This is a genomic window from Acidaminobacter sp. JC074 (assembly GCF_022496765.1).
In the GTDB taxonomy this organism is placed as follows: Bacteria; Bacillota; Clostridia; order Peptostreptococcales; family Acidaminobacteraceae; genus JABXKX01.
Window position 1 is genome coordinate 166217 of the sequence record NZ_VANV01000005.1, and the last position, 21957, is coordinate 188173.

General features: G+C 35.2%; 22 protein-coding genes. 4 read left to right on the forward strand and 18 right to left on the reverse strand.

Features of this window, described 5'->3' with window-relative positions; genetic code table 11:
- Positions 1–22: 22 nt before the first annotated feature.
- The 11 genes from EZV73_RS06815 to EZV73_RS06865 form a co-directional block, all read right to left on the reverse strand.
- Positions 23–1645 carry an ABC-F family ATP-binding cassette domain-containing protein gene (locus EZV73_RS06815; protein ID WP_240839501.1) on the reverse strand — a complete coding sequence of 541 codons (1623 nt, stop codon included), beginning with the start codon at positions 1643–1645 and terminating at the stop codon, positions 23–25.
- A 165-nt stretch (positions 1646–1810) separates the two neighbouring features.
- Positions 1811–2971, reverse strand: coding sequence for an aldo/keto reductase (locus EZV73_RS06820; protein ID WP_240839502.1), 1161 nt, complete (start codon positions 2969–2971; stop codon positions 1811–1813).
- Positions 2972–3006: 35 nt separating this feature from the next.
- The gene (locus EZV73_RS06825) at positions 3007–3198 is read right to left on the reverse strand and encodes a hypothetical protein (protein WP_240839503.1); all 192 of its coding nucleotides are present in this window, start codon (positions 3196–3198) and stop codon (positions 3007–3009) included.
- A gap of 62 nt (positions 3199–3260) precedes the next feature.
- Positions 3261–3932, reverse strand: coding sequence for a ChbG/HpnK family deacetylase (locus EZV73_RS06830; protein WP_240839504.1), 672 nt, complete (start codon positions 3930–3932; stop codon positions 3261–3263).
- A gap of 207 nt (positions 3933–4139) precedes the next feature.
- Positions 4140–4877 (reverse strand): TIGR03915 family putative DNA repair protein, encoded by a 738-nt coding sequence (locus EZV73_RS06835; protein ID WP_240839505.1) that lies wholly within the window; start codon positions 4875–4877, stop codon positions 4140–4142.
- Between the two features lies 1 nt (position 4878).
- Entirely contained in the window at positions 4879–6156 is a 1278-nt protein-coding gene (locus tag EZV73_RS06840; protein ID WP_240839506.1) for a putative DNA modification/repair radical SAM protein, read from the reverse strand.
- A 72-nt stretch (positions 6157–6228) separates the two neighbouring features.
- Positions 6229–6777: a phosphatase PAP2 family protein gene (locus EZV73_RS06845; RefSeq protein ID WP_240839507.1), complete on the reverse strand. Its 549-nt coding sequence runs from the start codon at positions 6775–6777 to the stop codon at positions 6229–6231.
- A gap of 43 nt (positions 6778–6820) precedes the next feature.
- Positions 6821–9793: a glycoside hydrolase family 38 C-terminal domain-containing protein gene (locus tag EZV73_RS06850; RefSeq protein ID WP_240839508.1), complete on the reverse strand. Its 2973-nt coding sequence runs from the start codon at positions 9791–9793 to the stop codon at positions 6821–6823.
- A 71-nt stretch (positions 9794–9864) separates the two neighbouring features.
- Entirely contained in the window at positions 9865–10743 is an 879-nt protein-coding gene (locus EZV73_RS06855) for an AraC family transcriptional regulator (protein ID WP_240839509.1), read from the reverse strand.
- Between the two features lie 106 nt (positions 10744–10849).
- Positions 10850–11257, reverse strand: coding sequence for a hypothetical protein (locus EZV73_RS06860; protein ID WP_240839510.1), 408 nt, complete (start codon positions 11255–11257; stop codon positions 10850–10852).
- A 115-nt stretch (positions 11258–11372) separates the two neighbouring features.
- Positions 11373–11951: a LysE family transporter gene (locus EZV73_RS06865; protein WP_240839511.1), complete on the reverse strand. Its 579-nt coding sequence runs from the start codon at positions 11949–11951 to the stop codon at positions 11373–11375.
- Between the two features lie 106 nt (positions 11952–12057).
- Here EZV73_RS06865 and EZV73_RS06870 point away from each other — a divergent pair, with 106 nt between their 5' ends.
- The 3 genes from EZV73_RS06870 (at position 12058) to EZV73_RS28615 (ending at position 13988) form a co-directional block, all read left to right on the forward strand.
- Positions 12058–12612 carry a helix-turn-helix domain-containing protein gene (locus tag EZV73_RS06870; protein WP_240839512.1) on the forward strand — a complete coding sequence of 185 codons (555 nt, stop codon included), beginning with the start codon at positions 12058–12060 and terminating at the stop codon, positions 12610–12612.
- 290 nt (positions 12613–12902) lie between these two features.
- The gene (gene pyrE / locus EZV73_RS06875; RefSeq protein WP_240839513.1) at positions 12903–13571 is read left to right on the forward strand and encodes an orotate phosphoribosyltransferase; all 669 of its coding nucleotides are present in this window, start codon (positions 12903–12905) and stop codon (positions 13569–13571) included.
- Between the two features lie 288 nt (positions 13572–13859).
- On the forward strand, positions 13860–13988 hold the full coding sequence (locus tag EZV73_RS28615) for a hypothetical protein (RefSeq protein WP_255812936.1): 129 nt from the start codon (positions 13860–13862) through the stop codon (positions 13986–13988).
- An 18-nt stretch (positions 13989–14006) separates the two neighbouring features.
- On the opposite strand, the gene EZV73_RS06880 is transcribed toward EZV73_RS28615, so the two are convergent.
- From EZV73_RS06880 to EZV73_RS06890, 3 genes are all read right to left on the reverse strand, one after another.
- Complete coding sequence (locus EZV73_RS06880; RefSeq protein ID WP_240839514.1) at positions 14007–15464, reverse strand: cell wall metabolism sensor histidine kinase WalK; 1458 nt, start codon at positions 15462–15464, stop codon at positions 14007–14009.
- Positions 15465–16133 (reverse strand): response regulator transcription factor, encoded by a 669-nt coding sequence (locus tag EZV73_RS06885; protein ID WP_240839515.1) that lies wholly within the window; start codon positions 16131–16133, stop codon positions 15465–15467.
- Between the two features lie 73 nt (positions 16134–16206).
- Complete coding sequence (locus tag EZV73_RS06890) at positions 16207–16701, reverse strand: 4Fe-4S ferredoxin (RefSeq protein ID WP_240839516.1); 495 nt, start codon at positions 16699–16701, stop codon at positions 16207–16209.
- A gap of 133 nt (positions 16702–16834) precedes the next feature.
- Between EZV73_RS06890 and EZV73_RS06895 the strand changes: the two genes are divergently transcribed.
- Positions 16835–17623, forward strand: coding sequence for a GyrI-like domain-containing protein (locus EZV73_RS06895; RefSeq protein WP_240839517.1), 789 nt, complete (start codon positions 16835–16837; stop codon positions 17621–17623).
- A 6-nt stretch (positions 17624–17629) separates the two neighbouring features.
- On the opposite strand, the gene EZV73_RS06900 is transcribed toward EZV73_RS06895, so the two are convergent.
- The 4 genes from EZV73_RS06900 to EZV73_RS06915 form a co-directional block, all read right to left on the reverse strand.
- Positions 17630–18259, reverse strand: a complete 630-nt coding sequence (locus EZV73_RS06900; protein ID WP_240839518.1) for an ABC transporter ATP-binding protein — start codon at positions 18257–18259, stop codon at positions 17630–17632.
- Entirely contained in the window at positions 18246–19871 is a 1626-nt protein-coding gene (locus tag EZV73_RS06905) for an iron ABC transporter permease (RefSeq protein ID WP_240839519.1), read from the reverse strand. Before EZV73_RS06905 ends, EZV73_RS06900 begins: the two co-directional genes overlap by 14 nt.
- Positions 19871–20956, reverse strand: coding sequence for a Fe(3+) ABC transporter substrate-binding protein (locus tag EZV73_RS06910; RefSeq protein ID WP_240839520.1), 1086 nt, complete (start codon positions 20954–20956; stop codon positions 19871–19873). Before EZV73_RS06910 ends, EZV73_RS06905 begins: the two co-directional genes overlap by 1 nt.
- 164 nt (positions 20957–21120) lie before the next feature.
- The gene (locus EZV73_RS06915; RefSeq protein WP_240839521.1) at positions 21121–21921 is read right to left on the reverse strand and encodes a mechanosensitive ion channel family protein; all 801 of its coding nucleotides are present in this window, start codon (positions 21919–21921) and stop codon (positions 21121–21123) included.
- Between the last annotated feature and the right edge of the window lie 36 nt (positions 21922–21957).

Below are 21957 nucleotides of genomic sequence, written 5' to 3' on the forward strand. Positions count from 1 at the left end.
GAAAACTAACTTGCCCATTTCATTAAGCTTTGTACATCTTATCAATTTCTGCTTGTAAATCTTTATCATCTAAGTATTCATCAAACTCCATCAACTTATCGAATGTACCGTTTGGTGTTAACTCAATAACTCTGTTTGCTATTGTTTGAATGAACTTATGGTCATGTGATGTAAACAACATTGTACCTTTGAAGGCAATCAAACCATTGTTAACTGCTTGAATAGATTCAAGGTCCAAGTGATTTGTTGGTTCATCTAATAATAGAACATTGGCACCTGATAACATCAATCTTGAGAACATACAACGTACTTTCTCACCACCTGATAAAACAGAGGCATTTTTTAAGGCTTCTTCACCAGAGAATAGCATTTTTCCTAAGAAACCTCTGATAAATGTTTCATCTTTCTCATTTGGTGAGTACTGTCTTAACCAGTCTACTAGATTGTATTCAGAACCTTCGAAGTAGCTTGTATTGTCTTTAGGAAGTTGACAACGAGATGTTGTTACACCCCATTTGAAAGTACCTTCGTCTGGCTCCATCTCGCCCATAAGGATTTCAAATAATGTTGTTCTAGCAAGTTCATTTCTTGCCATAAAGATAATCTTGTCACCCTTATTCACAATGAAGCTTACATTATCTAATACCTTTTCGCCATCAATAGTCTTAGAAATACCTTCTACTGTTAAAATCTCCTTACCAGCTTCTCTTTCTGGTGTAAAACCAACAAAAGGATATCTTCTTGAAGATGGTTGAATATCATCTACAGTGATCTTATCTAAAAGTTTCTTTCTAGATGTCGCTTGTTTTGCCTTAGAAGCATTTGAGCTAAATCTAGCAATGAAGTTTTGAAGTTCTTTGATTTTTTCTTCTTTCTTCTTGTTTTGGTCTTTCATTAATTTAAGAGCTAATTGAGAAGACTCATACCAGAAGTCGTAGTTACCAACAAATAACTTAACTTTACTAAAGTCAATATCCACCATGTGTGTACACACCTTGTTTAAGAAGTGACGGTCATGGGATACAACCAGTACTGTGTTCTCATAATTTAATAAGAATTCTTCTAACCAGTTAATTGCTCTAAAGTCCAAGTGGTTTGTAGGCTCATCCAGAAGTAGGTTATCTGGGTTACCGAATAAAGCTTGTGCTAAAAGTACCTTTACTTTTTCTCCACCTTGTAATTCACTCATTAACTTGTAATGCATGTCTTTAGTAATACCAAGACCCATTAACATTTTTTCTGCATTTGTCTCAGCATCCCATCCATCAAGTTCTGCAAACTCACCTTCAAGTTCTGCTGCCTTAATACCATCTTCTTCAGTAAAATCTGGCTTTGCATATAATGCATCTTTTTCTTGCATGATTTCATAAAGTCTTTTATGACCCATGATAACTGTATCTAATACTGTGAATTCATCAAACTTAAAGTGGTCCTGTTCTAAAACAGCCATTCTTTCATTAGGTGACATAGAAACAGAACCTGTATTAGCTTCTACTTGGCCTGATAAAATTCTTAAGAAAGTTGACTTACCTGCACCATTTGCACCGATAACACCATAGCAGTTACCATTCGAGAATTTGATATTAACATCTTCAAATAATTTCTTGTCTCCAAATCTGAGACTTACATCTGTAACATTAATCATTTTTAATTACGCCATACTTATGTATGACTCCTCCTTTTCTTATGTTAATCTATGTCAAGTTGAGTATTCAACTCATTTATTATACACTCTTTGACTTAAGAAATAAATAAATTTTTTCAATTATTTACTCCATACCCAAAAGAAAAAGAGTATAACAAGTATACTCTATAATCTCCAATGGTCTTCATTCAATTCATAAGGCTTACTTAATAGATTATCTACCTCTTTTAAGCGGTCGATGATCTCAATGCCCTGTGGACATTGAGGTTCACATTTACCACACTCAATACAAGCTGATGCTCTTTGTTCATCCTTGTATTTTTCTTGATAAGTATAAGCTGCAATATCAATATCCTCATACATAAATGCCTTGTTGTAGTTGGTAAAGTTGCCAGGAATATTGACACCTGCAGGACAAGGCATGCAGTACTTACAATCTGTACATGGCACCTTAATTCTTGCCTCTATGGCTTTCTTTACTTCCAAGTACTTTTTAGATTCTTCTTCTGCTATAACATCAGCCTCTAAACGTGCTGCTATTTCAATATTTTCTTTCATCTGATCTAAGGTAGACATACCTGATAAAATGGTTTTAACATTTTTAAAGTTTGCTGCCCATCTTAAAGCTCTTTCAACTGGCGTCATGTTTTTGCCGTCATCCCAAATATCCGTAATTGATTCAGGAAGATTGGCTAACTGACCACCCTTTAAAGGTTCCATAATTGCGATTGGTACACCCTTAGACTCTGCATATTCAATGGCTTCAACAGTTGCCTGTTCATCAATGTCCTTGTAGTTCATTTGAATCATTGCAAGTGTCCAATTGTATGAATCTAAAATCTTAGGAAATACTTCTTTCTTATCATGGAATGAAAACGCAGCTTCTTTAATTTTGCCTTTTTCAATCATTTCATCTAAAAATCTAAAACATCCTAAGTCTTTGATCTTTTCAAATCTCTCCTCACCTAAAGCATGGAGCAAATAAATATCAATGTAATCTACATCTAATTTTTCTAACTGCTCATCTAAGTACTTTTCAAAATCCTCATATTTTTCTACTTTCCATACTGGATTTTTAGTAACTAAGATTGCCTTTTCTCTATAACCATCCTTTAAGGCCTTTCCAACAACCGTTTCACTGTTTTCCTCATGATAAGGATAGGCTGTATCAATATAGTTAATGCCATTATCAAGTGCATAGCGAATCATCTCAATGGCTTTCTCTTCATCGATATCACCATATTTACCATCAATGACAGGCATTCTCATACACCCAAATGCAAGTATTGACGATTCATAGTTTTCGTTAATCTTTCTGTACTTCATACACACTCCTTTTTACTTAGCGTCCCTAAATAATATTATACTATATTCTTAGTCCATTGGGAAATTAATATATTAACAGGGATAAAACTCTTATTCCCATTAATTGCAATCAACGTGTCACACATGCATATAATACCACCATAGCCAATATCTAAACCTGTTTTATTTAAAAGTGAAAACTTCTTAACTTCAATATTCTTAGGAATATATCTGTCAAAATGTTGCATAAGACTTCTCCCTCTTAGGATAAAGTAAAGTACACTTTATTTTATCCTAAAAAAGGACCGAGTTAAACTCGATCTGTAAGCTCAATATCATAATCCTTAATCATCTGTTTGACATAGGGATTAACCAGTATGGAATGCTCAATGACTCTTGATTCACGGTAATTGGACAACTCTATAAGTTGACCACATAAAAATCCCGGTTTGACAACCACTTCTAAGAAATCTGCCTTCTGCTGAAACAACATAAAAAGTGTATCCGCACTCGCTCGATTGCCATGAAACACATCTGTATAATCATACTTGCCACGAACAGGTAAACCAAATTTATGGCCTAACTGAACAAGCAGATCAAAAATAGCTTGTTCCTTTAAATGATAGGCTTGATAGGTCGTAAGAAATCTGATGTCAATATTCAAATCAAGTGCCTTTTTGATCTGACATTCAAACTCCTCTTCTATAGCCTTTAAAACTTGATCATCTAAATCATGCTCTGGCTTTAAAAAGCCATATTCCATCAAAAGATCTAAGTCTTTGACTGGCTTACCATGTGTTACATTTAAAGACAAACCAATACCGACATCTAAAGTTTCAATCAAATTCAGTGCATGACCTGTAAGCTTTAAATTCATTATCAAGGAAACACTTGTGACGATACCTTCAACACAAGCATCATAAATACCATAATTGATTCCCTTTGTTAAGCCGAAATCTTCAGCAGTTATCATTACTCTCATAGTTTCTCCATTATCTACTAACAATCATGTTCACCTAAAGATAATCTGTTCATCCTGAAAATTATAGCAAACATCCTTTTGAACTTCTTCATCGTCGTCTACAATAATCGTACCATTAGAACAAAAGCAGTTCAAACAAAAGGACCACATAATTCGAGTATAATCGCATTACATGGTCAAACTACTAATATTTAGACTATAATCGTATTAATTCATTTCCAGTAAATACTTCCAGTATTTCTTAGGCATAAAAGATCTTTGGAGTTTGGGATTGATTCTTTCCTTAATAGCAATGTGTTTGTGAAAAGTCTTCCAAAGAGACTGATACAAGAGTTCTTCATCATCTAGTTCATAGTCGTCTAAGCCGAAAAATTCGTTGACGTACCACTGGGTCTTATCATAAAAGACAGCTAAGTTTCTTTCAACGTCATGGATGACCCAGATCTGGTCATGCAGCCTATGAGAAAAGTGTTCTGCCAAAAGAGGGACTTGGTTATAAGTAGGTGCAAACTCGCAGTAATAAATACCTCCCTTAAGCTTTACAAACCTGACAAGACCAACAAAGAGATGGGTTTCCCTGCCTACCGAGTTCGCCAAATCAACAACAGGTGCTACATAAGGATGTGTCACATGCATGATGACTTCAGGACCATTTTTAAAGCCAAATCTTAAAAGCTGATAAATATGACTTGCCACATCATAGTCTTCTGAGAAGAAGGCATTAACAATTTTATGAAAGAAAGTTTCTGAAAGCTTTTCGACGATAGCAAGACCTACCTTATGGGATTTTTCTAAATCAGTTACAATAAATCTTGCTTCATGAAATAGATTGGCTTCGTACTGGTAAGTATTATAGATACCTTTTACATCGTCCTTTGAATAATAGCCCTCATATACGCATGTTAACATGCCCTCAAATGACCCATCATATAAATAGACAACCATTTTATCCACCTCCAAACAAAGTCGGATACTGCTCAAACATAGAGATCTGATCCACATGAATTTTCTTGGCCACAGGATCAATAATGAGCATGCGATTTCTAATTTTTTCTGAATCTATATCAATTTCACCATAGTACTTACCCTGACAGGTTAGAAAGTATTTGGCACGCTTTAAAACCACACCCATCTTCTTTAAATCCAAATAAGTAACCGGACCAAACCTTCTGGACTGGAGTATTCTTCTAGCCGTAATGTTACCAATGCCAGGCACTCTTAAAAGTTCCTCTATGGATGCCTTGTTGACTTCAACTGGGAAAAAACCGATGTGCTTTAAGGCCCAGTTACACTTGGGGTCCACTTCTAAGTCCAATGATGGAAATTCTTTTGAAAGTATTTCATCTGCCTGAAAACCATAAAATCTTAGTAACCAATCTGCTTGGTAAAGCCTGTGCTCTCTAAGTTTTGGATGTTTAACCGTTGAAGGCAGCAGTGAGTTGTTTTGTACAATAGGTACATAACCTGAATAATAAACCCTCTTCATGGCGATCTTATTGTACATGGCTTCAGATAATTTGATAATGGAGAAGTCTGTATCTTGAGTGGCTCCAATCATCAATTGAGTTGTTTGACCTGCTGGCATAAATGGTTTTGCATGTCTGTATATTTTTACTTCTTTTTTGTTCTGGATGAGTTTATCCTTTAAATAACCCATAGGCAGTAACATCTTCTTCTGGCTTTTTTGAGGCGCCAAAAGCTTCAAACTTTTCTCAGTCGGTAGTTCCAAGTTGATTGACATCCTATCCACATAAAGGCCTGCCTCATCTAAAAGTTTTTGGTCTACACCTGGTATGGCCTTCATATGAATATAACCATTGTATCTTTCTTCAAGCCTAAGAATTTTTACGACTTGAATCATACGTTCCATGGTATACTCTGGACTATGTTTAATGGCAGAAGAGATAAAAAGACCCTCAATATAGTTTCTTCTATAAAAGTTCATGGTGATATCTACAAGCTCTCTAGGTGTAAACTCTACTCTAGGAAAATCTGCACTCCTTCTATTGACGCAATAAGCGCAGTCGTAGACACAGTCATTTGTATAAAGCACCTTTAGGAGTGAGACACAACGGCCATCTGCTGCCCATGAATGACAAATGCCAGGTAAAGACGTATTACCAGTCATGCCTTCTTTCTTTTTTCTATCACTGCCACTTGATGAACAAGATACGTCGTACTTTGCTGATTCTGCTAAGATTTTTAGTTTTTCTAACAATTCCATAAAAACACCTCTTCAGAACATATGTTCGTACTTTAATTATACACCTTCCTTCCAAAAAAGTAAACAAGAGCCCTAAAGCTCTTGTAAAGAATCTGTCTTAAATATTTTCTTTGTAATCAGTATGGCTGCCATGGCATAAAGATAAGAAATTATCAGACTGCCGATAATGTCTGTTGGAAAATGTACATACAAGTACATTCTAGAAAAAGCCATCAATGATGCTAAAATTATCGCCAGTATGTAAATCTTAACATTACCTATCATAAACTTTTCTTTCAGTAAAACATATGCAACTGAAAAAGCTGCTGATGTATGACCTGATGGGAAAGAATAGTCCGGCTGAGCATCAATCAGCATGGCCACTTCTTTAAACATATATGGTCTTTCTCTTCCAATGGCATTCTTTAAAATCACATTGGTAAATAGACCAGAAAATGCAACGGATATTAGACAAGCTACACCTAATTTTCTTGTTTTCTTAAAAGCAATTAAAACCAAAGCAGTCACAATCCAAAAGATACCGGCATCACCTATGGTGGTTATAAAAACCATAAAGCTATCAAGTAGACCGAATCGGATAGACTGAATAAAATCTAGTATTGCAAACTCAAAATTCATCATTTCACCCCCACTAAAAGCCTATCATAAGTGGGTTTGTTTTTCATCATTTTTTGATAAATAATGTTTTTATTTCAAATGGTTTAAAGGTCAAAAGGTCATGTGCATCTTCTAAAGTCGTTTCATCTAATGAAGTTAAATATGTTTGACCTTCAAAAGCAGTCTCATATCTTGTTTGTCCGCTTTCGCCTAGTGATTCATAAAGTCTCACGATGATACCATCACCTTTTTCAGAAATCTTAATTGTCTCAACAACAATTTGATCGTTAGAAAGAGAAAAATATGATTTTTCTGCTTGATCAAAATTACCTAACTGAGTTTCTACCTTGTGGTTCAGTAGATAACCTTCACTGATAATTTCTTTCATTTCTTTATGAGGCATAATGGAATAAGTAAAAGTATGTTTACCTAAATCAGCTTCAGGATTTGGATAGGTCGCACCTCTTAACAAACTTATTCTCATAGTCTTTTCATGAATATCATAGCCATACTTACAGTCACTCATAAGAGCAAGTCCATAATTTCTTTCAGCCAAATCACAGTAGTGATGACCACACACTTCAAACTTAGCCTCATCCCAAGATGTGTTTCTATGAATCGGTCTTTCAATATGACCAAACTGAATATCGTAACTTGCTTTACCGAGAATCGACGTTTCAAAACCTGCCTTAAGAAGAAGATGTCTTTCTTGCCAATCCACATCTGTATCAAAATCTATGCGACCATGTTCATGATAAAACTTGATGCTTTGATGAATCTTTGATTTCAAGAAAGATCTTTCTATTAATACCTCATCAAATACCTGACCTCTAATCATTTTTATTGAGTCTAGTTCATGTATCTTATACTGCTTTTCTTCAAAGTAGATGTTGACATCCCATGCATCATAATTGTGGGGACGATCTTCATATAAAACGAGTTCATTGAAGTTACCTTCAGCCAGCTCACGGTCGTTGATCTTGTCATACAAACTTGTAATGATGCCATTTTCATCGAAGTCAACAGAATAGAACTTAGTCTCTACATGAGAAATGTCTTGTGTTTCAGTTTGACCTGAAATCATCTCAAAAGTCTTATAACCTTTAGGCGGCAGTGAAAGCATACATATCTGATTTTGAACTGGATAAACTTCATCCCTATACTTAAGTGCTGAAACCCCCTCTGGTAGAAAAACTCTTTGAAGTCCATCACTGGACGTGTGGTTAAAGGCTAACAGTCTCTTCTCATCACCCGATACATACTTATCTAGGTATCTATTCATCTCTTTATGGCCATCTAAGATAATCTTCTCATATTGGTCAAAAGATTCATCGTAGACTTCCTTAATGGACGAACCAGGAATAATATCATGGAACTGATTGAGTAGAATCATCTCCCATCCCTTATCAATAAGACCCGACTTGTCCTCTTCAAAGATGGCGTTCATAAGCTCTAGGTGCATATATAGGTTTTCAGAATAGCGGTTGTACTTTTTAGACTTTGCCATGGTCGTCAATGTACCTCTATGGTACTCTAAGTAAAGCTCTCCAATCCATTTAGGAAGATTCATCTTCGAAAAATCCATCTCAGAGAAATATTCTGTAAGAGAATTTATTTTAACCTTAGGCAGACCAGGTATCCATTTACTCATACGTCTGCCCACTTCAAACATGTCTTTTGTTGGACCTCCGCCACCATCGCCATAGCCATAGCTGACCATAATATGATTGTTCTGATCTTTCTGTTGGTATCTCGCCCAAGCACCAGCAATTTGATGTGGTGCTATATCACCTTCATATTTGGATCTGTGATCACCCTTGTTAAAATCATCAATGTCCATTTTAGTAATAAAGTTTGTCTGAATTTCACTACCATCAATACCTTGCCAGTAGAAAGTATCATAAGGCATTTTGTTGTATTCATTCCATGAAATCTTTGATGTCACAAAATGATCGATATGCATGCCATTTAGGATTTGTGGCAGAGCTGCCGTATAGCCAAATACATCTGGTAGCCACAATATCTTACTGTCTACCTCAAAGTTTTCCTTCATATATTTTTTACCAAGAAGGATCTGTCTAATTAAGGACTCACCCGATGTAAGGTTGCAATCTGCTTCTAGCCACATGGCACCTTCTACTTCAAATCGACCTTCTTTTATACGATTAAGTATCTTGTCAAAGACTTCAGGATAACTTTCTTTAACGAACTGAAGAAGAATCGGTTGTGATGCCATAAAGAGATAATCATCATACAATTCCATTAGCTTGAGTGCTGTCGAAAAAGATCTTACAGACTTTTCACGTGTTTGCTTTAAAGTCCACAACCATGCCACGTCGATGTGTGTATGACCGATACAAGATACTTTTGCCACTAGGTCTTTATTGTAAAGAATTTCAGAAACTTCTTCATGGCTATAAATCGTCTCCTCTAGGTATTTTCTTGCTTGCTTAACAGAATCCTCTGTTGGATAAGCTCTTAAATCAAGTAAGTTAATGGCATGATTTAAATGCTTTAGCAAGTATGTTTTTTCAGTTTCCTCTACAACCTCAGCGGCCTCCAAAGGTACCTTCAAATCATAAATCAATTGCTCTAGCTCTAGATTTATCTTACCAACTTTTAATCTAAAATATACCGGAAAGCCCTGCATGCCTACAAAGCCATGAAAATCCAGTCTGACCTTTTTTCCTGATGGAATCAAAACCTCACGGTGGTTGACGTCAAGCCCCTGAAAAACTTCACCATCCACAAACAAAAGAAACTGTGGATTCATAGCTTCCCATTGGCCTTCCTTACCTGTTTCTAAGCGAATCATATAGTCACCATGACAATCATTTAAATCAAGTTCTGCCTTAAACCACGCACGTGTCTCATGCCAAAGGTCATCATATCTGTGAAGTTTATAATCTCCATTTGCATCCGCCTCTTTTGGTGTCTTAAAGTCTCCTGACTTCATCCATACTTGGTCAACCGGTTTAAGATCCACTTTAAAGGCCTCTAAATCTTTTATTATCTTTTTTACTCTCTCATATTTAAACATAAAAAATCACCTACCTCGACTTTAGTCTAAGAGATAAGTGATGAATATAAAATATTATTATCTGACCATTTTTATAGATTTTCGGACATTTTTCTAAACTCAGTCGGTGAAACAGACTCGTACTTCTTAAAAAACTGGTTAAAGTAATAGACACTTGAAAAGCCTGTTTCTTCTGCAATTTCAGAAATACGCTTGTTGGTGTACTTGAGCATATCTTTGCAAACAGTCATTCTTAAATCGGACATCAACTGCTTGACTGTCAGGCCAGTATTATCCTTTACGATGCGATTGAGCTGTTTTTCACTCAGATGGATATGACTAGAAATCTCCGCAACTGTCAAATGATCTGAAAGGTTGCTTCTGATGTATCTATAGATTTCATGGTATCTTGCATCAAAGTGTTTGAACTTCTTTTTCGATTCATAAGAAGTAAAGTCTTTTGCCAGTCTTCGTGTCGCTTCAACAAGTATGAGGGTCATCAAACTTTTTATAGCATTTTGATAACCAATGGCCTTATCTTCAGCTTCTAATAGTGCTTTCGAAAAGAGTTTGAGGATTTCCTCACATTCAGGTACAGCCATTGAACTCTTTCTTAATACCTCATAGATGGCAAAACCCTCTGATTGATTGTCATCCAAAAGGGTGATGTTACAGTTTAGACAATACTCCTTATAAGAGTCTGTCAGGCCTTGAGTCTGGGCATGTTGTTTCCCTGGCGGCGTCAAATAAAACTGACCCTTAGATACAATGAAGTCATCATCTTCTAAATAGACATGACCATCACCTTCTGCACAAAAATGAAACTCAAAACTGTGGTGCATATGTTCATCAATGACCCATTGCCCCTCTTTCTCCATTTCCCTAAACCATATGACCTCTATTAAGAGATGATCTGTTCTTAGGGTTAAATCAAGTTCTGATAATGATTCTGATGCCTTAGAATACCCCATAAGCCCCTCCTGTTAAAATTATTATAGAGTCCATGAATATTTTAGTAAACAATTTTTTTTAAAAACAAAAAAATCAAGGTTTTATCCCTGATTAAATCATATAACTTTAATTGTTTCTACCACCTCTATAGCCTCTACCGTTCATAGGTCTTTCACCAGATTGACAACCTTGACCATCTTGAGAATGAGAGCCTTGATGCATACCTTGGTTTTTATGTGGCATGATTTCATATAAATCATCCGCATAGTCTGACTCTCTTAACCATTGGCCAAACCCAAGGCCTCTCATGGTATTGTTACGAACCTTATTTTCTAGATCTTCATAAATAGCATCTGCTTCAGCTTGCGTAAGTGTACCTTCTGTAACCTTCTCTCCTAGGAAGATACTTTTCACACTTAATACCTTAGCATAATCCTCTTCTGAAAGTTCACAAATATCATCCTCTGCAAATGCATAAACACTTAAGCCCATCACCATAATCATGGATAAAACTAACAATAATATTTTTTTCATGCTTCCCTCCTTCTTTCTAGTTAAATAATAATCCTTTAAAGTGACAGAATTATGACAAATCATGTACAGTTCAAATAATTACTAGAAATGATTTTTTAGCTGAGAAAACATATGATTATAAAACAATTGATACAGCAGTTACAAGAAGCACAATAGATAATACAGCATTGACGACTTTTTCTCTTTTTATCAAGAATGAATGAAAAATCGAACCAAACAGAGCCCATGAAAGTGTCGCAATAAAACCGACCAGTGCTAATCCAAGAGCAAACAATAAAATTGCTAAACGACTCTCGTAATGGGGAAGCACAAAAGTCGATAGAGTAGTCATGCCATAAAGAATGACTTTTGGATTTACAAACTGAAGTGATAAACCTTCTTTAAAGCCGTATAGGGCAGTATTTTCATTTTCCACTGCATAAGAACTTTTGAATATTTTTATGGCAAGCCAAACAATGTAAAGAGCGCCAACGTATTTCATAATCGGCTTTACAACAGGCAGCATTTGGCCTAGAACATGACTAAATCCGCCGCAAAGTAACATAACAATGGTAAAACCAAAAAACACACCAACGTTAAATTTAAGACCTTTTCTCACGCCAGCCTTACCTGCATTGATCAGAGACATGATATTGTTGGGTCCTGGTGTGAATGTCGTAATCAACACATAGGATATAAAGGATAAATAATTCATAGATATACCTCCTCAAATTTGTGTGTTATAATAAACAATATAGTCATTATATCAAACTTACGTTTAATATACAATACAAAATGTTTAATATATTAAAAGGAGTCTTATGGATAATTATAAAAATGTCATAGGTGCCAACTTGAAAAAGCTTAGAACCAAACAGAAAATGAGTCTAGATAAGGTTGCTAAACTCACTGGTATCAGTAAAGGTATGCTATCACAAATAGAAAAAGGCACATCTAATCCCTCTATTTCGACTGTTTGGAAATTGGCCAATGGTTTTAAAATATCATTTACAGAGTTAATGAACGTACCAGAAGAGAACGTAGAAATCATATCACTTGAAAATAGAGAACCTCTTACAGGCGATTCTGGCCGCTACAGAAATTATCCAATCGTTTTATTTGATCCTAAGAAGAGATTTGAAACATATCAGATTGAACTTGATCCAGGCGCACATTTTGAAGCAGAGGCTCATATAGAAAATTCTCAGGAGTTTATTACTGTTATTGATGGTCAGCTCCTAATGACAGTCGACGGTATAGAATATCACTTAAAGAAAGGAGACACCATCAAGTTTAAAGCGGATGTTAAACATACTTATGACAATCCAATTGAGACTTTAAGTATCCTGCACATGATTTTGTACTACCCTGAATAATAAAAGACAATTACTCAAAAAAGCAAAAGAATGACAGACGTCATTCTTTTTAGATTTGGGGTAGTATTATATCTCTTGTTTAATGATGCTAGGCATCATCAGAAGCTTCTTGTGATTTCTCCACATGACCTTCCTACATATTGTAAATACATTATAGTCTTCTTTTGTGACAATTTAATGGCAACCTAAAATCAATTTGTGGTTTTTTTCAATTATTTCTTCTAGCATTCCTTAAAAAAGTGTTGTATACTTTTCAAGATAAATTCATACAACGAGAAAGGACGGGTAATATGGAACAATACAAAATTGACTTTATTAAGTTCATGATCGATTCAAATGTACTAACTTTTGGAGATTTTACAACTAAGAGTGGTAGAAAAACACCATTCTTTATTAATGCAGGTAACTATAAAACTGGTGAGCAATTAAAAAAACTTGGTGAATTTTATGCAACAGCTATAAAAGAGAACTATGGTGATTTTGATATCTTATTTGGTCCTGCTTACAAGGGTATTCCTTTAAGTGTTACAACTGCCATCGCTTTAAACGAAGTTGGCATGAATGTTTCATACTGCTCTAACAGAAAAGAATTAAAAGACCATGGTGATAAAGGTATTTTACTTGGTAGCAAATTAGCGGACAAGCAAAAGGTACTAATCATTGAAGATGTAACTACAGCTGGTACATCGATTTACGAAACGATGCCTATCTTAAAAGCTCAGGCAGACGTAGACGTTATGGGGCTAATCATCTCTGTAAACAGAATGGAAAAGGGTCAAGGCGAGCAAACAGCTTTAGTTGAGCTTGAAGAGAAATTTGGCTTCAAGACTTGTGCTATTGTAACAATGGAAGAAGTTGTCGACTACCTTTACAATAGAGAAATTGATGGCCAAGTAATCATCGATGACAATATGAAAAAAAGCATTGAAGCTTATTATGAAATATATGGAGCAAAGTAGCGGAAGCTACTTTTTTCTTTTGTCATTACTTTCATTTTGATCGTTTATGGTAGGATGAACCGACCATATGTGAGTGCGTTTTTTCATGAATATCATTATAGAATTTTAACGATGTTTGTTCAGAATTATTATGTCAATTCTACTTTTTCTGGACACTTGTCATTCTTGCACAGCAAGCTAAACTTCTTGTATGATAAAAGATATCCATCATGTATAAAGAAATGCGTCCATCTTGTATAAATATATGGTAGTCTCGGCATTAATACTGTTATCTTCTTTAGTGATCATATGATAGATATTACTTCTCATGATTTTTCAGGCATGATTTTAAATTCAAGAACCAATGGGATAAGCTACAATTTATTGAGTGATCTTGATGTTAACCAAGTACATGACAATTACAAATCTGCACAATAAAACCCACATATGTGGGTTTTAAATTTCAATAAAAAATGCTACACCGTTGTCTTCATTATAAGCACCATAAGAACCTTGATGTTTTTCTACTATGGCACGAACTATGGACAAGCCAATTCCAGAGCCGCCTATTCTTCTTTCTTTGTTTTTTGACTTAAAGAACGATGTCCAGATCTTTTCAAAATCTTGCTCTCTGATTCGACTGCCAGTGTTCTTAATCACAACCCTTGTCTTATCTTCCTGCGAAACCTCAATTGTTATCTGGCCTTGGTCTGAGGTATATTCAATGGCATTGACAATCAAGTTGGTTAAGGCTTGTTCTAACCTTCTCTTGTCTCCAGATATTTCTATTATATCATCTTTGTCAAGTTGTACCTTTATTTGCTTTTCTCTGATTAGATAAGCATATCTATCAATAATCTCATCAATGAGAGAAGATAAGTCCAGTGATTTTATATCCAGCTCAAAGGCATCATACTCAAGCTCTGTAAGATCTAACAAGTCTCTTACAAGTCTGTCCATGTGCTCTGCTTCATTTGAAATAACATTTAAATAATAAGCTTTCTTTTCATCATCTAAAACATCATTTTCTCTCAATCCTTCTGAATAAGACATAACAAGAGCTATTGGCGTCTTTAACTCATGAGAAACGTTGGCAATGAGTGTTTTTCTCATCTCCACATTTTTTTCTTTTTCTTTGATGTCTTCTAAGAGTTTTTCATTGGCAAGCTGCAAATCAGTTAGAGCACCTTCTAAGGCCTGACTCATTGCGTTGATGTTCTCACCTAATGACTGTATTTCATCATTGGAATGACCTTCAAACTTTTCAGTAAAATCCAACTCAGAAATCTTACTGGTCATATCCGTTAACTGAATAATTGGCTTGGTCATCTTCCTAGCCATCAATACAACAATAATGATTGCCACCACTAAAAGAACCAAGACGATATAGACATTAAATCTCATAGCAATGTCTGCTGTTGTATTTAGACTTTCAAAAGGTGTTGTCACAAGCAAAATATCACCATTATCAAGCTTGTAAACCAAACCGAGAAGCTGGGTTGTTATGGCATCGTGTTCAAAGTCAAAAAAGACATAGCCTTCATCACTTAAGTCAACCTTAATGCCATGAGGCAGGTTGATGGTATTTCTATTATTTCTACCATTGCCCTTACCTTGCCATTCATTTTTCATGAAGAGATTAAATGAAAACTCCAGTGACTGGTTTTCAGAAAACAACTGGACACTGGCCTGTTTTTTAGTTATAAACTCATTGATAAGTTTAACCACTTCTTTTGTATCACCATAATTATCATTGATACTATCAGCAAAAGCATGTATCTCATGTTTTTCTTGGGCTAAATAATAATCATAAAAGAAAAACTTGTTGATCAAAAGACCTACTGATAGTAGAACTACGACCATGACTGTTAAGATCATGGCCCATTTATAGGATATTGAAAATGAGTTCTTCATTTAAACCTCGAATCTATAACCTAGGCCTCTGACCGTCTTAATGAGTCTTGCATAATCACCTAGTTTTATTCTCAATCTTTTTATATGGGTATCTACAGTTCTAGAATCGCCAAAATAATCAAAGCCCCAAACATGGTCTAGTATCTTTTCTCTTGATAAGGCAATGTTTTTATTTAAGATAAAAAACTGCATGAGTTCATGTTCTTTTGGTGTCAGTTCAACAACCTCATCTGATATTTTCAAGACACAAGACACCTTATTATAATCTAGATTTTCAAACTTGAATACACCATCTAATACCAAATGATTTTTCTTTAAAACAGACTTGATTCTTGCCATCAATCTAGCGGCTACAAAGGGTTTGGCCACATAGTCGTCTGCTCCTAGTTCAAAACCAAAGACTTCATCATCGATTTGCGTCCTTGCCGTTAACATGATGACAGGCATTTCATAGTCTTTTTTTATTTCTCTTAATGTTGACCAGCCATCCATAACCGGCATCATGACATCAAGTATCACACATTTGACATCTTCATGCTCATAAAGCACTTCTAGTGCCTGAGCACCGTTTGCTGCTTCTAAAACATCATAACCTTCTTTAACTAAAAAATCCGATATAACCAGCCTTAAGTCTTTTTCATCATCTACAACGAGTATTTTCTCTTTCATAAACTACACCTCTTAATCTCATTATACCTATTAATATGGCATTTTTATGGCAAAAAAGAAAAAAAGTCTGTCTTTACTTGGTATTAAAGACGACTTTAGGATTTTTCTTTTTCATTTGCTTGTCGATTAAAACTGTTCCATAACCCATGGGACATACAGCACACCATGATCTTGGTTTGAATAAGACACCCATAATAATACCTACAATTAATGATGATGTCATAAATCTAAACATGGTAAAAGCAATCTTTGCAGGATCTCCACCTGTGTGATACATGCCTAAAGAAAATACGGATAACATAAAGATCAATAAAGCATTCTTAAATTTCTTAGTCTTCATAAATTTCGGCATTGTTTTACCTAAACTGATACCTTCTAAGAATCTTGCTAATAAAGACCCTCTTGGGCAATACTTGGCACAATGAATCTTGCCTCTTCCTCTAAGTGCATGATAAATTGGTGCACCCATACAGATAAAACCTAGAATACCAAACCTAAAATCAATAATCGATAATGTTAAAAATAAGACCATGAAGATCCATGACCATTTCATATGTGAGTTTTTCATAACACCCCTCCTCTAGGGGGTATAATAACAAAATATAGACCCCCTCGTCAAGGGGGTTGAAAATATTCAGAATATTAAAATTCTTGACTCTCCCCTACCTGTAGAGATTATACTAATGATAAGGAGGCGCCTTATGTATAAAATTGGAGAATTCTCTAGAGTCACTCAGTTGTCTATTAAAACACTGAGATATTATCATGAAATTAATCTTTTAGTCCCTAACTATGTAGAGCCATCAGGTTACCGTTATTATGATGACGACAACTACAGGACCGCTAAGCTTATTGTCCTTCTCAAGGATTTTGAGTTTTCTATTAAAGAGATTCATGAAATCCTGTCTCAGTATGAAGATGAAACTGATCTGAAGTATTATCTACTAGAAAAAAATGAAATGATTCAAGAGAAGATCAATCATTATAAGAAACTGCAAGCAAGGATTGATGATTTTGAATCTTTTGAGGAGGAACTCACCATGAAATTAGAGACTGTAAAAACCATCACTGTTGAGGATCAATTGGTTGCATCCATCACTTACATGGGCAAGTACCAAGATGTTGGCATACATTTAGGCAAACTTTTTAAAGCTGTAAAAAACAACTTTTCTGGCAAACCATTTTCTATTTATCACGATGAAGACTACAAGGAAGAAAATGCGACTGTAGAAGTTTGTATACCTCTAAAAAGAGAACTGGCCTACAAAGATATTGAGGTTAAAACAATTCCTGGCGGCAAGGCCCTTTCTCTTATGCATATTGGACCCTATGACAAGCTTTCGCTTTCTTATAAGGTATTAACCGATTATATTAAAGACAATGACCTAGAAGCAAAATCTAAGATCAGAGAGCATTACTTAAAAGGACCAGGTATGCTTTTAAAGGGAAATCCTGAAAAATATAGAACTGAGATACAGATATTAATATAGACCAAGCTATGCTTGGTCTACTTTTCCGTCCACTATTTTTATGACTTTATCTGCATATTCTGCATCCATTTTATTATGAGTTACCATAATCGTCGTCATCTTAAGCTTTCTTACAATCTCAAACAGCTCATGTCTGATACTTGATAAAAGCTCAGTATCTAAATTACTAAAGGGTTCATCTAAAAGAAGGATCTTGGGCTCCGGTGCCAAGGCTCTTGCAAGGGCAATCCTCTGCTGCTGGCCACCACTTAGCTCATAAGGATATCTCTTCTCGTAGCCAAGCATATCCACAAGCTCCAACATGTCTTTAACACGCTTCTTTTTCATCGACCCTTTCAAACCATAGGCAATATTCTTTTCTACAGTCAAATGAGGAAACAAGGCATAGTCTTGAAACAACATACCGATGTTTCTCTTTTCCGGACGCATGGATGTCACATTTTTATCATCAATGAAAATATGACCTTCTTTAGGTGATTCCAAACCAGAAACAAGCCTTAGTAAAGTTGATTTTCCTCCGCCACTAGGACCCACAACTGCTAGTATTTCACCATTGTCTACAAATGCTGAAACATTTTTTAATGTTAAATCTTTTGCACCATGGTATTTAAATGATATATCATTAATTTTCAGCATTTCTTCTCTCCTTTAAAATATATTGCATGATTATCAGTGCTGTTGCGCTCAGTCCAATAATCATAAGCGCGTATACGCTGGCTTCATGAATCATTTCATCACCTGCATAGACAAATACCTTGGTTGCCAAAGTATCGTAGTTAAAAGGTCTTAAAATGAGCGTCAAAGGCAGCTCCTTCAAGACATCTACAAAAGTTAAAATCATAGCACTTAAAAGCGCTGGCTTTAAGAGTGGAAAATCAACCTTAAAGAATGTCTGAAGGCCTGATTTACCAAGCAAAATAGAAGCCTCGTAATACTTGTTGCCCATTTTGTTAAAACCACTTTCAATAGAGTTAAAACCAATGGCCATAAAACGAAGTGTTAGGGCAAATATCAGCATAATAAGGCTGCCCATTAAAAAGTTACTCTTTAAAGATAAGAGGTCATATAACCAACCTAAGTTTCTATCAAAACTTATAAAAAATATCATGACTGCAACGGCAATAATAGAAGCCGGTATAGAATAACCAATCACCACGACTCTAGCATAGGCTTTGGATATTTTGGTTTTAACAAGTCTGTTAAAGTTACCAATAATTAGACCACATACTAAAACCAATACTGTGACGATAGAAGCCATTAATACCGTGTCCTTAAAGGTTTCTATAAGGCCTTCCACATTAACGGTATCTAAGGCCATCATGGCCCACGATGTCAACTGCATTAGAGGAATAATTAAACCTGCTAAAACATATAAAATATAGATCAAAAAGAAAATGTGCTTAGACAATTTGCTCGGTTTTTTTCTAATATATGATTTAGCATTTGCTCTAGCAAGAGAAATTCTTTTTCTACCTCTTAAGGCGTGTTCTGACGAAAGTATAACAATCACAAGAACCATAAGAATACTGGCAAGTCTGATAGCACTTGATACATCTCCGAGCCCAAACCATGTGGTATAGATAGCCGTAGAAAATGTTGGAATACCAAAATACTTAACCAAACCATAATCATTTAAAACTTCTAACATAACAAGCACCACACCACCAATAATGGCTCCCCTAGAAAGAGGTAGTATGATTTTCATAAATGTCTGGCTGGCACTCTTACCAAGTAAAGAACTTGATTCAAAATATGAAGCCGGTAATCTTTGAAAAAATGACTTTGTAACCAATATGACGTATGGCATCAGAAAAATTGAAAATACAAATATAGCCCCTGGTATAGACAAAATATCCAACCTGATAGGCGCAAGCTCCCATTTCATAAAGAGTCTTTCTAGTGTACCACCATAGTTAAAAATGCCGCCGTAAACATAGCCGGCAATATAGGGTGGTATGGCCATTGGTAAAAATAAAATAATATATAAGAGCTTATTGTGTTTAAAGTCATAATGACTCAGCATCCAAGACAAGTATGTACCAATCACACCAGTGATTAGGCCTGTCATTAGGACAAGTATTAAGGTATTTAATATATACTCTTTTAATAAAAACTCTTTAATATGATGCCAGTTTTCACCTATAGGACTAAAAAGCTCACCTATAAGGGTAAATGTAGGGAGTAATATTAAAAGAACAATAATTGTTGATATGAGAAAAAGGGGACCATGCCCCTTTAATGTTTTCATTATTTCCAACCTGCCTCATTCATTAGTCTAACTGCATCAGCATTGTGTTTACCCAGTAAGGCTAAATCGATTTCTTGAACTTGAAACTCACCCCAGCTTTGTAAAAGCTCAGATGGCTCTACAGCTAAGTTTACAGGATATTCATAATTCACACTTGCATAGTCTGATTGAGCTTTTTCACTTGTTAAGAACTCTACTAACTTTTCAGCATTGTCGCTGTTTTTACCGTGTGCTGTTAAACCTGCACCTGAAATATTGATATGTGTACCGTTTGTTTCCTGGTTAGGGAAGAATACACCAATCTTGTTGCCTACTTCTACTTCATACTCATCAGATGAGTTTAATAGTTTACCTACATAGTATGTGTTAACAATTGCAACATCACCTACACCACCAACAACAGCCTTCATTTGGTCTCTGTCATTACCTTCTGGTGTTCTAGCCATATTGTTTACAATACCCATTGCCCACTCTTTAGCAGCTTCTTCACCGTTTAAGGCAATAAATGAAGCCATTAAAGATTGATTGTAGATATTGCTTGAAGATCTGATAACAACTTTACCAGCCCACTCAGGCTCTGTTAAAGCTTCATAAGTAGAAAGATCTTCTGGGTTAACTCTGTCTTTTGCATAAGCAATGACTCTCGCTCTTACTGTTAGTGCTGTCCAGAAATCTTCAGTAGATCTTAAGTTTTCTGGTACATTACTTTTAATAAGTTCAGATGAGAAAGGCTTAATTAGACCTTCATTTTGTGCTCTATATAATCTACCAACATCAGATGTAACAACTAAATCTGCTTCAGTTTCTTCACCTTCAATTTTTAGTCTTTCCAATAATTCATCAGATTTTGCTTTTACAACATTTACTTGAATACCTGTTTCTTCAGTAAAAGTATCATATAAAGCTTGGTCTGTATCGTAATGACGATCTGTATAGATATTTACTACTTGCTCTTCAGTCGTTTCTTCTGTAGCTGTTTCTGTTGCTTCTTCAGTTACAGTTTCACTTGCTGTATTGTTTTGACCACAGCCTACAAATACAAATATCATAGCTACGACCATTATCATACTCATTAATTTTTTCATTGATTCCTCCTAGTTGATAATCACTTTCATTAGGATTGTAATTGATTATCATTATCATGTCAATGCTTTTGTTAAATTAATATCAGCGAAAAGTGTTGTTTTATATCACATCATTGTATAAAAAAAGAACAGACAAATTCGTCTGCTCTAGTAATTGCAATGCATTAATCATTAACAACTTGAATATGTGGATATGGAATCCCAATGTTTGCTGCATCTAATTTTTCTTTAACTTGTTCATTTAGATCAAAGAAAACAGTCCAGTAATCAGGTGCATTTACCCAAACTCTTAAAACAAAATTGATTGATGAATCACCCAGTTCTGCTAAGCCGACAAACACATCTGGATCATCTAAAACCAAATCATGTGATTTAGCCGTTGATACCAATAGTTCTTTTACTGTTTTTATATCTGCATCATAATCTACACCAAAAGTGAAATCAACTCTTCTTTGTGGTTCTACTGAGTAATTGATAATGTTAGAGCCAATAATCGAACCGTTAGGAATAATGATGGTCTTATTATCAGGTGTTTTTAACTCAGTTGAAAATACCTGAATACTTGACACAGAACCAGTCATACCAGCCACTTCTACAAAGTCACCAATCTTAATTGGTCTTAAAATTAGAAGTATCACGCCTGCAGCGAAATTACCTAAGCTACCTTGTAAAGCCATACCAATGGCAAAACCAGCAGCACCTAGCACAGCAACAAAAGATGTTTCCTTAACACCTAAGGTACCAGCAAGAGCAATCACTAACAAAATTTTTAAAACAATATTAGTCATTGAAGCTGCAAACTTTGCAACCGTCTTATCAATGTCCCTTTTATCAAGTGCCTTTTCTACTCTTTTTACAATACTCTTAATGACTCTTAAACCAATAATTAAGAACAGTAAACATAAGATAACTTTCATGCCATATGTAACAACAAGTCCTTTTACTGTTTCAATCAAATTATTCATAAATACCTCCTTTTTCTATATTTTATACTTTCACAG

Coding starts and splice junctions, on each gene's coding strand:
- EZV73_RS06815 (WP_240839501.1), bottom strand. CDS start 1,645: ATGATTAATGTTACAGATGTAAGTCTCAGATTTGGAGACAAGAAATTA.
- EZV73_RS06820 (WP_240839502.1), bottom strand. CDS start 2,971: ATGAAGTACAGAAAGATTAACGAAAACTATGAATCGTCAATACTTGCA.
- EZV73_RS06825 (WP_240839503.1), bottom strand. CDS start 3,198: ATGCAACATTTTGACAGATATATTCCTAAGAATATTGAAGTTAAGAAG.
- EZV73_RS06830 (WP_240839504.1), bottom strand. CDS start 3,932: ATGAGAGTAATGATAACTGCTGAAGATTTCGGCTTAACAAAGGGAATC.
- EZV73_RS06835 (WP_240839505.1), bottom strand. CDS start 4,877: ATGGTTGTCTATTTATATGATGGGTCATTTGAGGGCATGTTAACATGC.
- EZV73_RS06840 (WP_240839506.1), bottom strand. CDS start 6,156: ATGGAATTGTTAGAAAAACTAAAAATCTTAGCAGAATCAGCAAAGTAC.
- EZV73_RS06845 (WP_240839507.1), bottom strand. CDS start 6,777: ATGATGAATTTTGAGTTTGCAATACTAGATTTTATTCAGTCTATCCGA.
- EZV73_RS06850 (WP_240839508.1), bottom strand. CDS start 9,793: ATGTTTAAATATGAGAGAGTAAAAAAGATAATAAAAGATTTAGAGGCC.
- EZV73_RS06855 (WP_240839509.1), bottom strand. CDS start 10,743: ATGGGGTATTCTAAGGCATCAGAATCATTATCAGAACTTGATTTAACC.
- EZV73_RS06860 (WP_240839510.1), bottom strand. CDS start 11,257: ATGAAAAAAATATTATTGTTAGTTTTATCCATGATTATGGTGATGGGC.
- EZV73_RS06865 (WP_240839511.1), bottom strand. CDS start 11,951: ATGAATTATTTATCCTTTATATCCTATGTGTTGATTACGACATTCACA.
- EZV73_RS06870 (WP_240839512.1), top strand. CDS start 12,058: ATGGATAATTATAAAAATGTCATAGGTGCCAACTTGAAAAAGCTTAGA.
- pyrE (WP_240839513.1), top strand. CDS start 12,903: ATGGAACAATACAAAATTGACTTTATTAAGTTCATGATCGATTCAAAT.
- EZV73_RS28615 (WP_255812936.1), top strand. CDS start 13,860: ATGATAGATATTACTTCTCATGATTTTTCAGGCATGATTTTAAATTCA.
- EZV73_RS06880 (WP_240839514.1), bottom strand. CDS start 15,464: ATGAAGAACTCATTTTCAATATCCTATAAATGGGCCATGATCTTAACA.
- EZV73_RS06885 (WP_240839515.1), bottom strand. CDS start 16,133: ATGAAAGAGAAAATACTCGTTGTAGATGATGAAAAAGACTTAAGGCTG.
- EZV73_RS06890 (WP_240839516.1), bottom strand. CDS start 16,701: ATGAAAAACTCACATATGAAATGGTCATGGATCTTCATGGTCTTATTT.
- EZV73_RS06895 (WP_240839517.1), top strand. CDS start 16,835: ATGTATAAAATTGGAGAATTCTCTAGAGTCACTCAGTTGTCTATTAAA.
- EZV73_RS06900 (WP_240839518.1), bottom strand. CDS start 18,259: ATGCTGAAAATTAATGATATATCATTTAAATACCATGGTGCAAAAGAT.
- EZV73_RS06905 (WP_240839519.1), bottom strand. CDS start 19,871: ATGAAAACATTAAAGGGGCATGGTCCCCTTTTTCTCATATCAACAATT.
- EZV73_RS06910 (WP_240839520.1), bottom strand. CDS start 20,956: ATGAAAAAATTAATGAGTATGATAATGGTCGTAGCTATGATATTTGTA.
- EZV73_RS06915 (WP_240839521.1), bottom strand. CDS start 21,921: ATGAATAATTTGATTGAAACAGTAAAAGGACTTGTTGTTACATATGGC.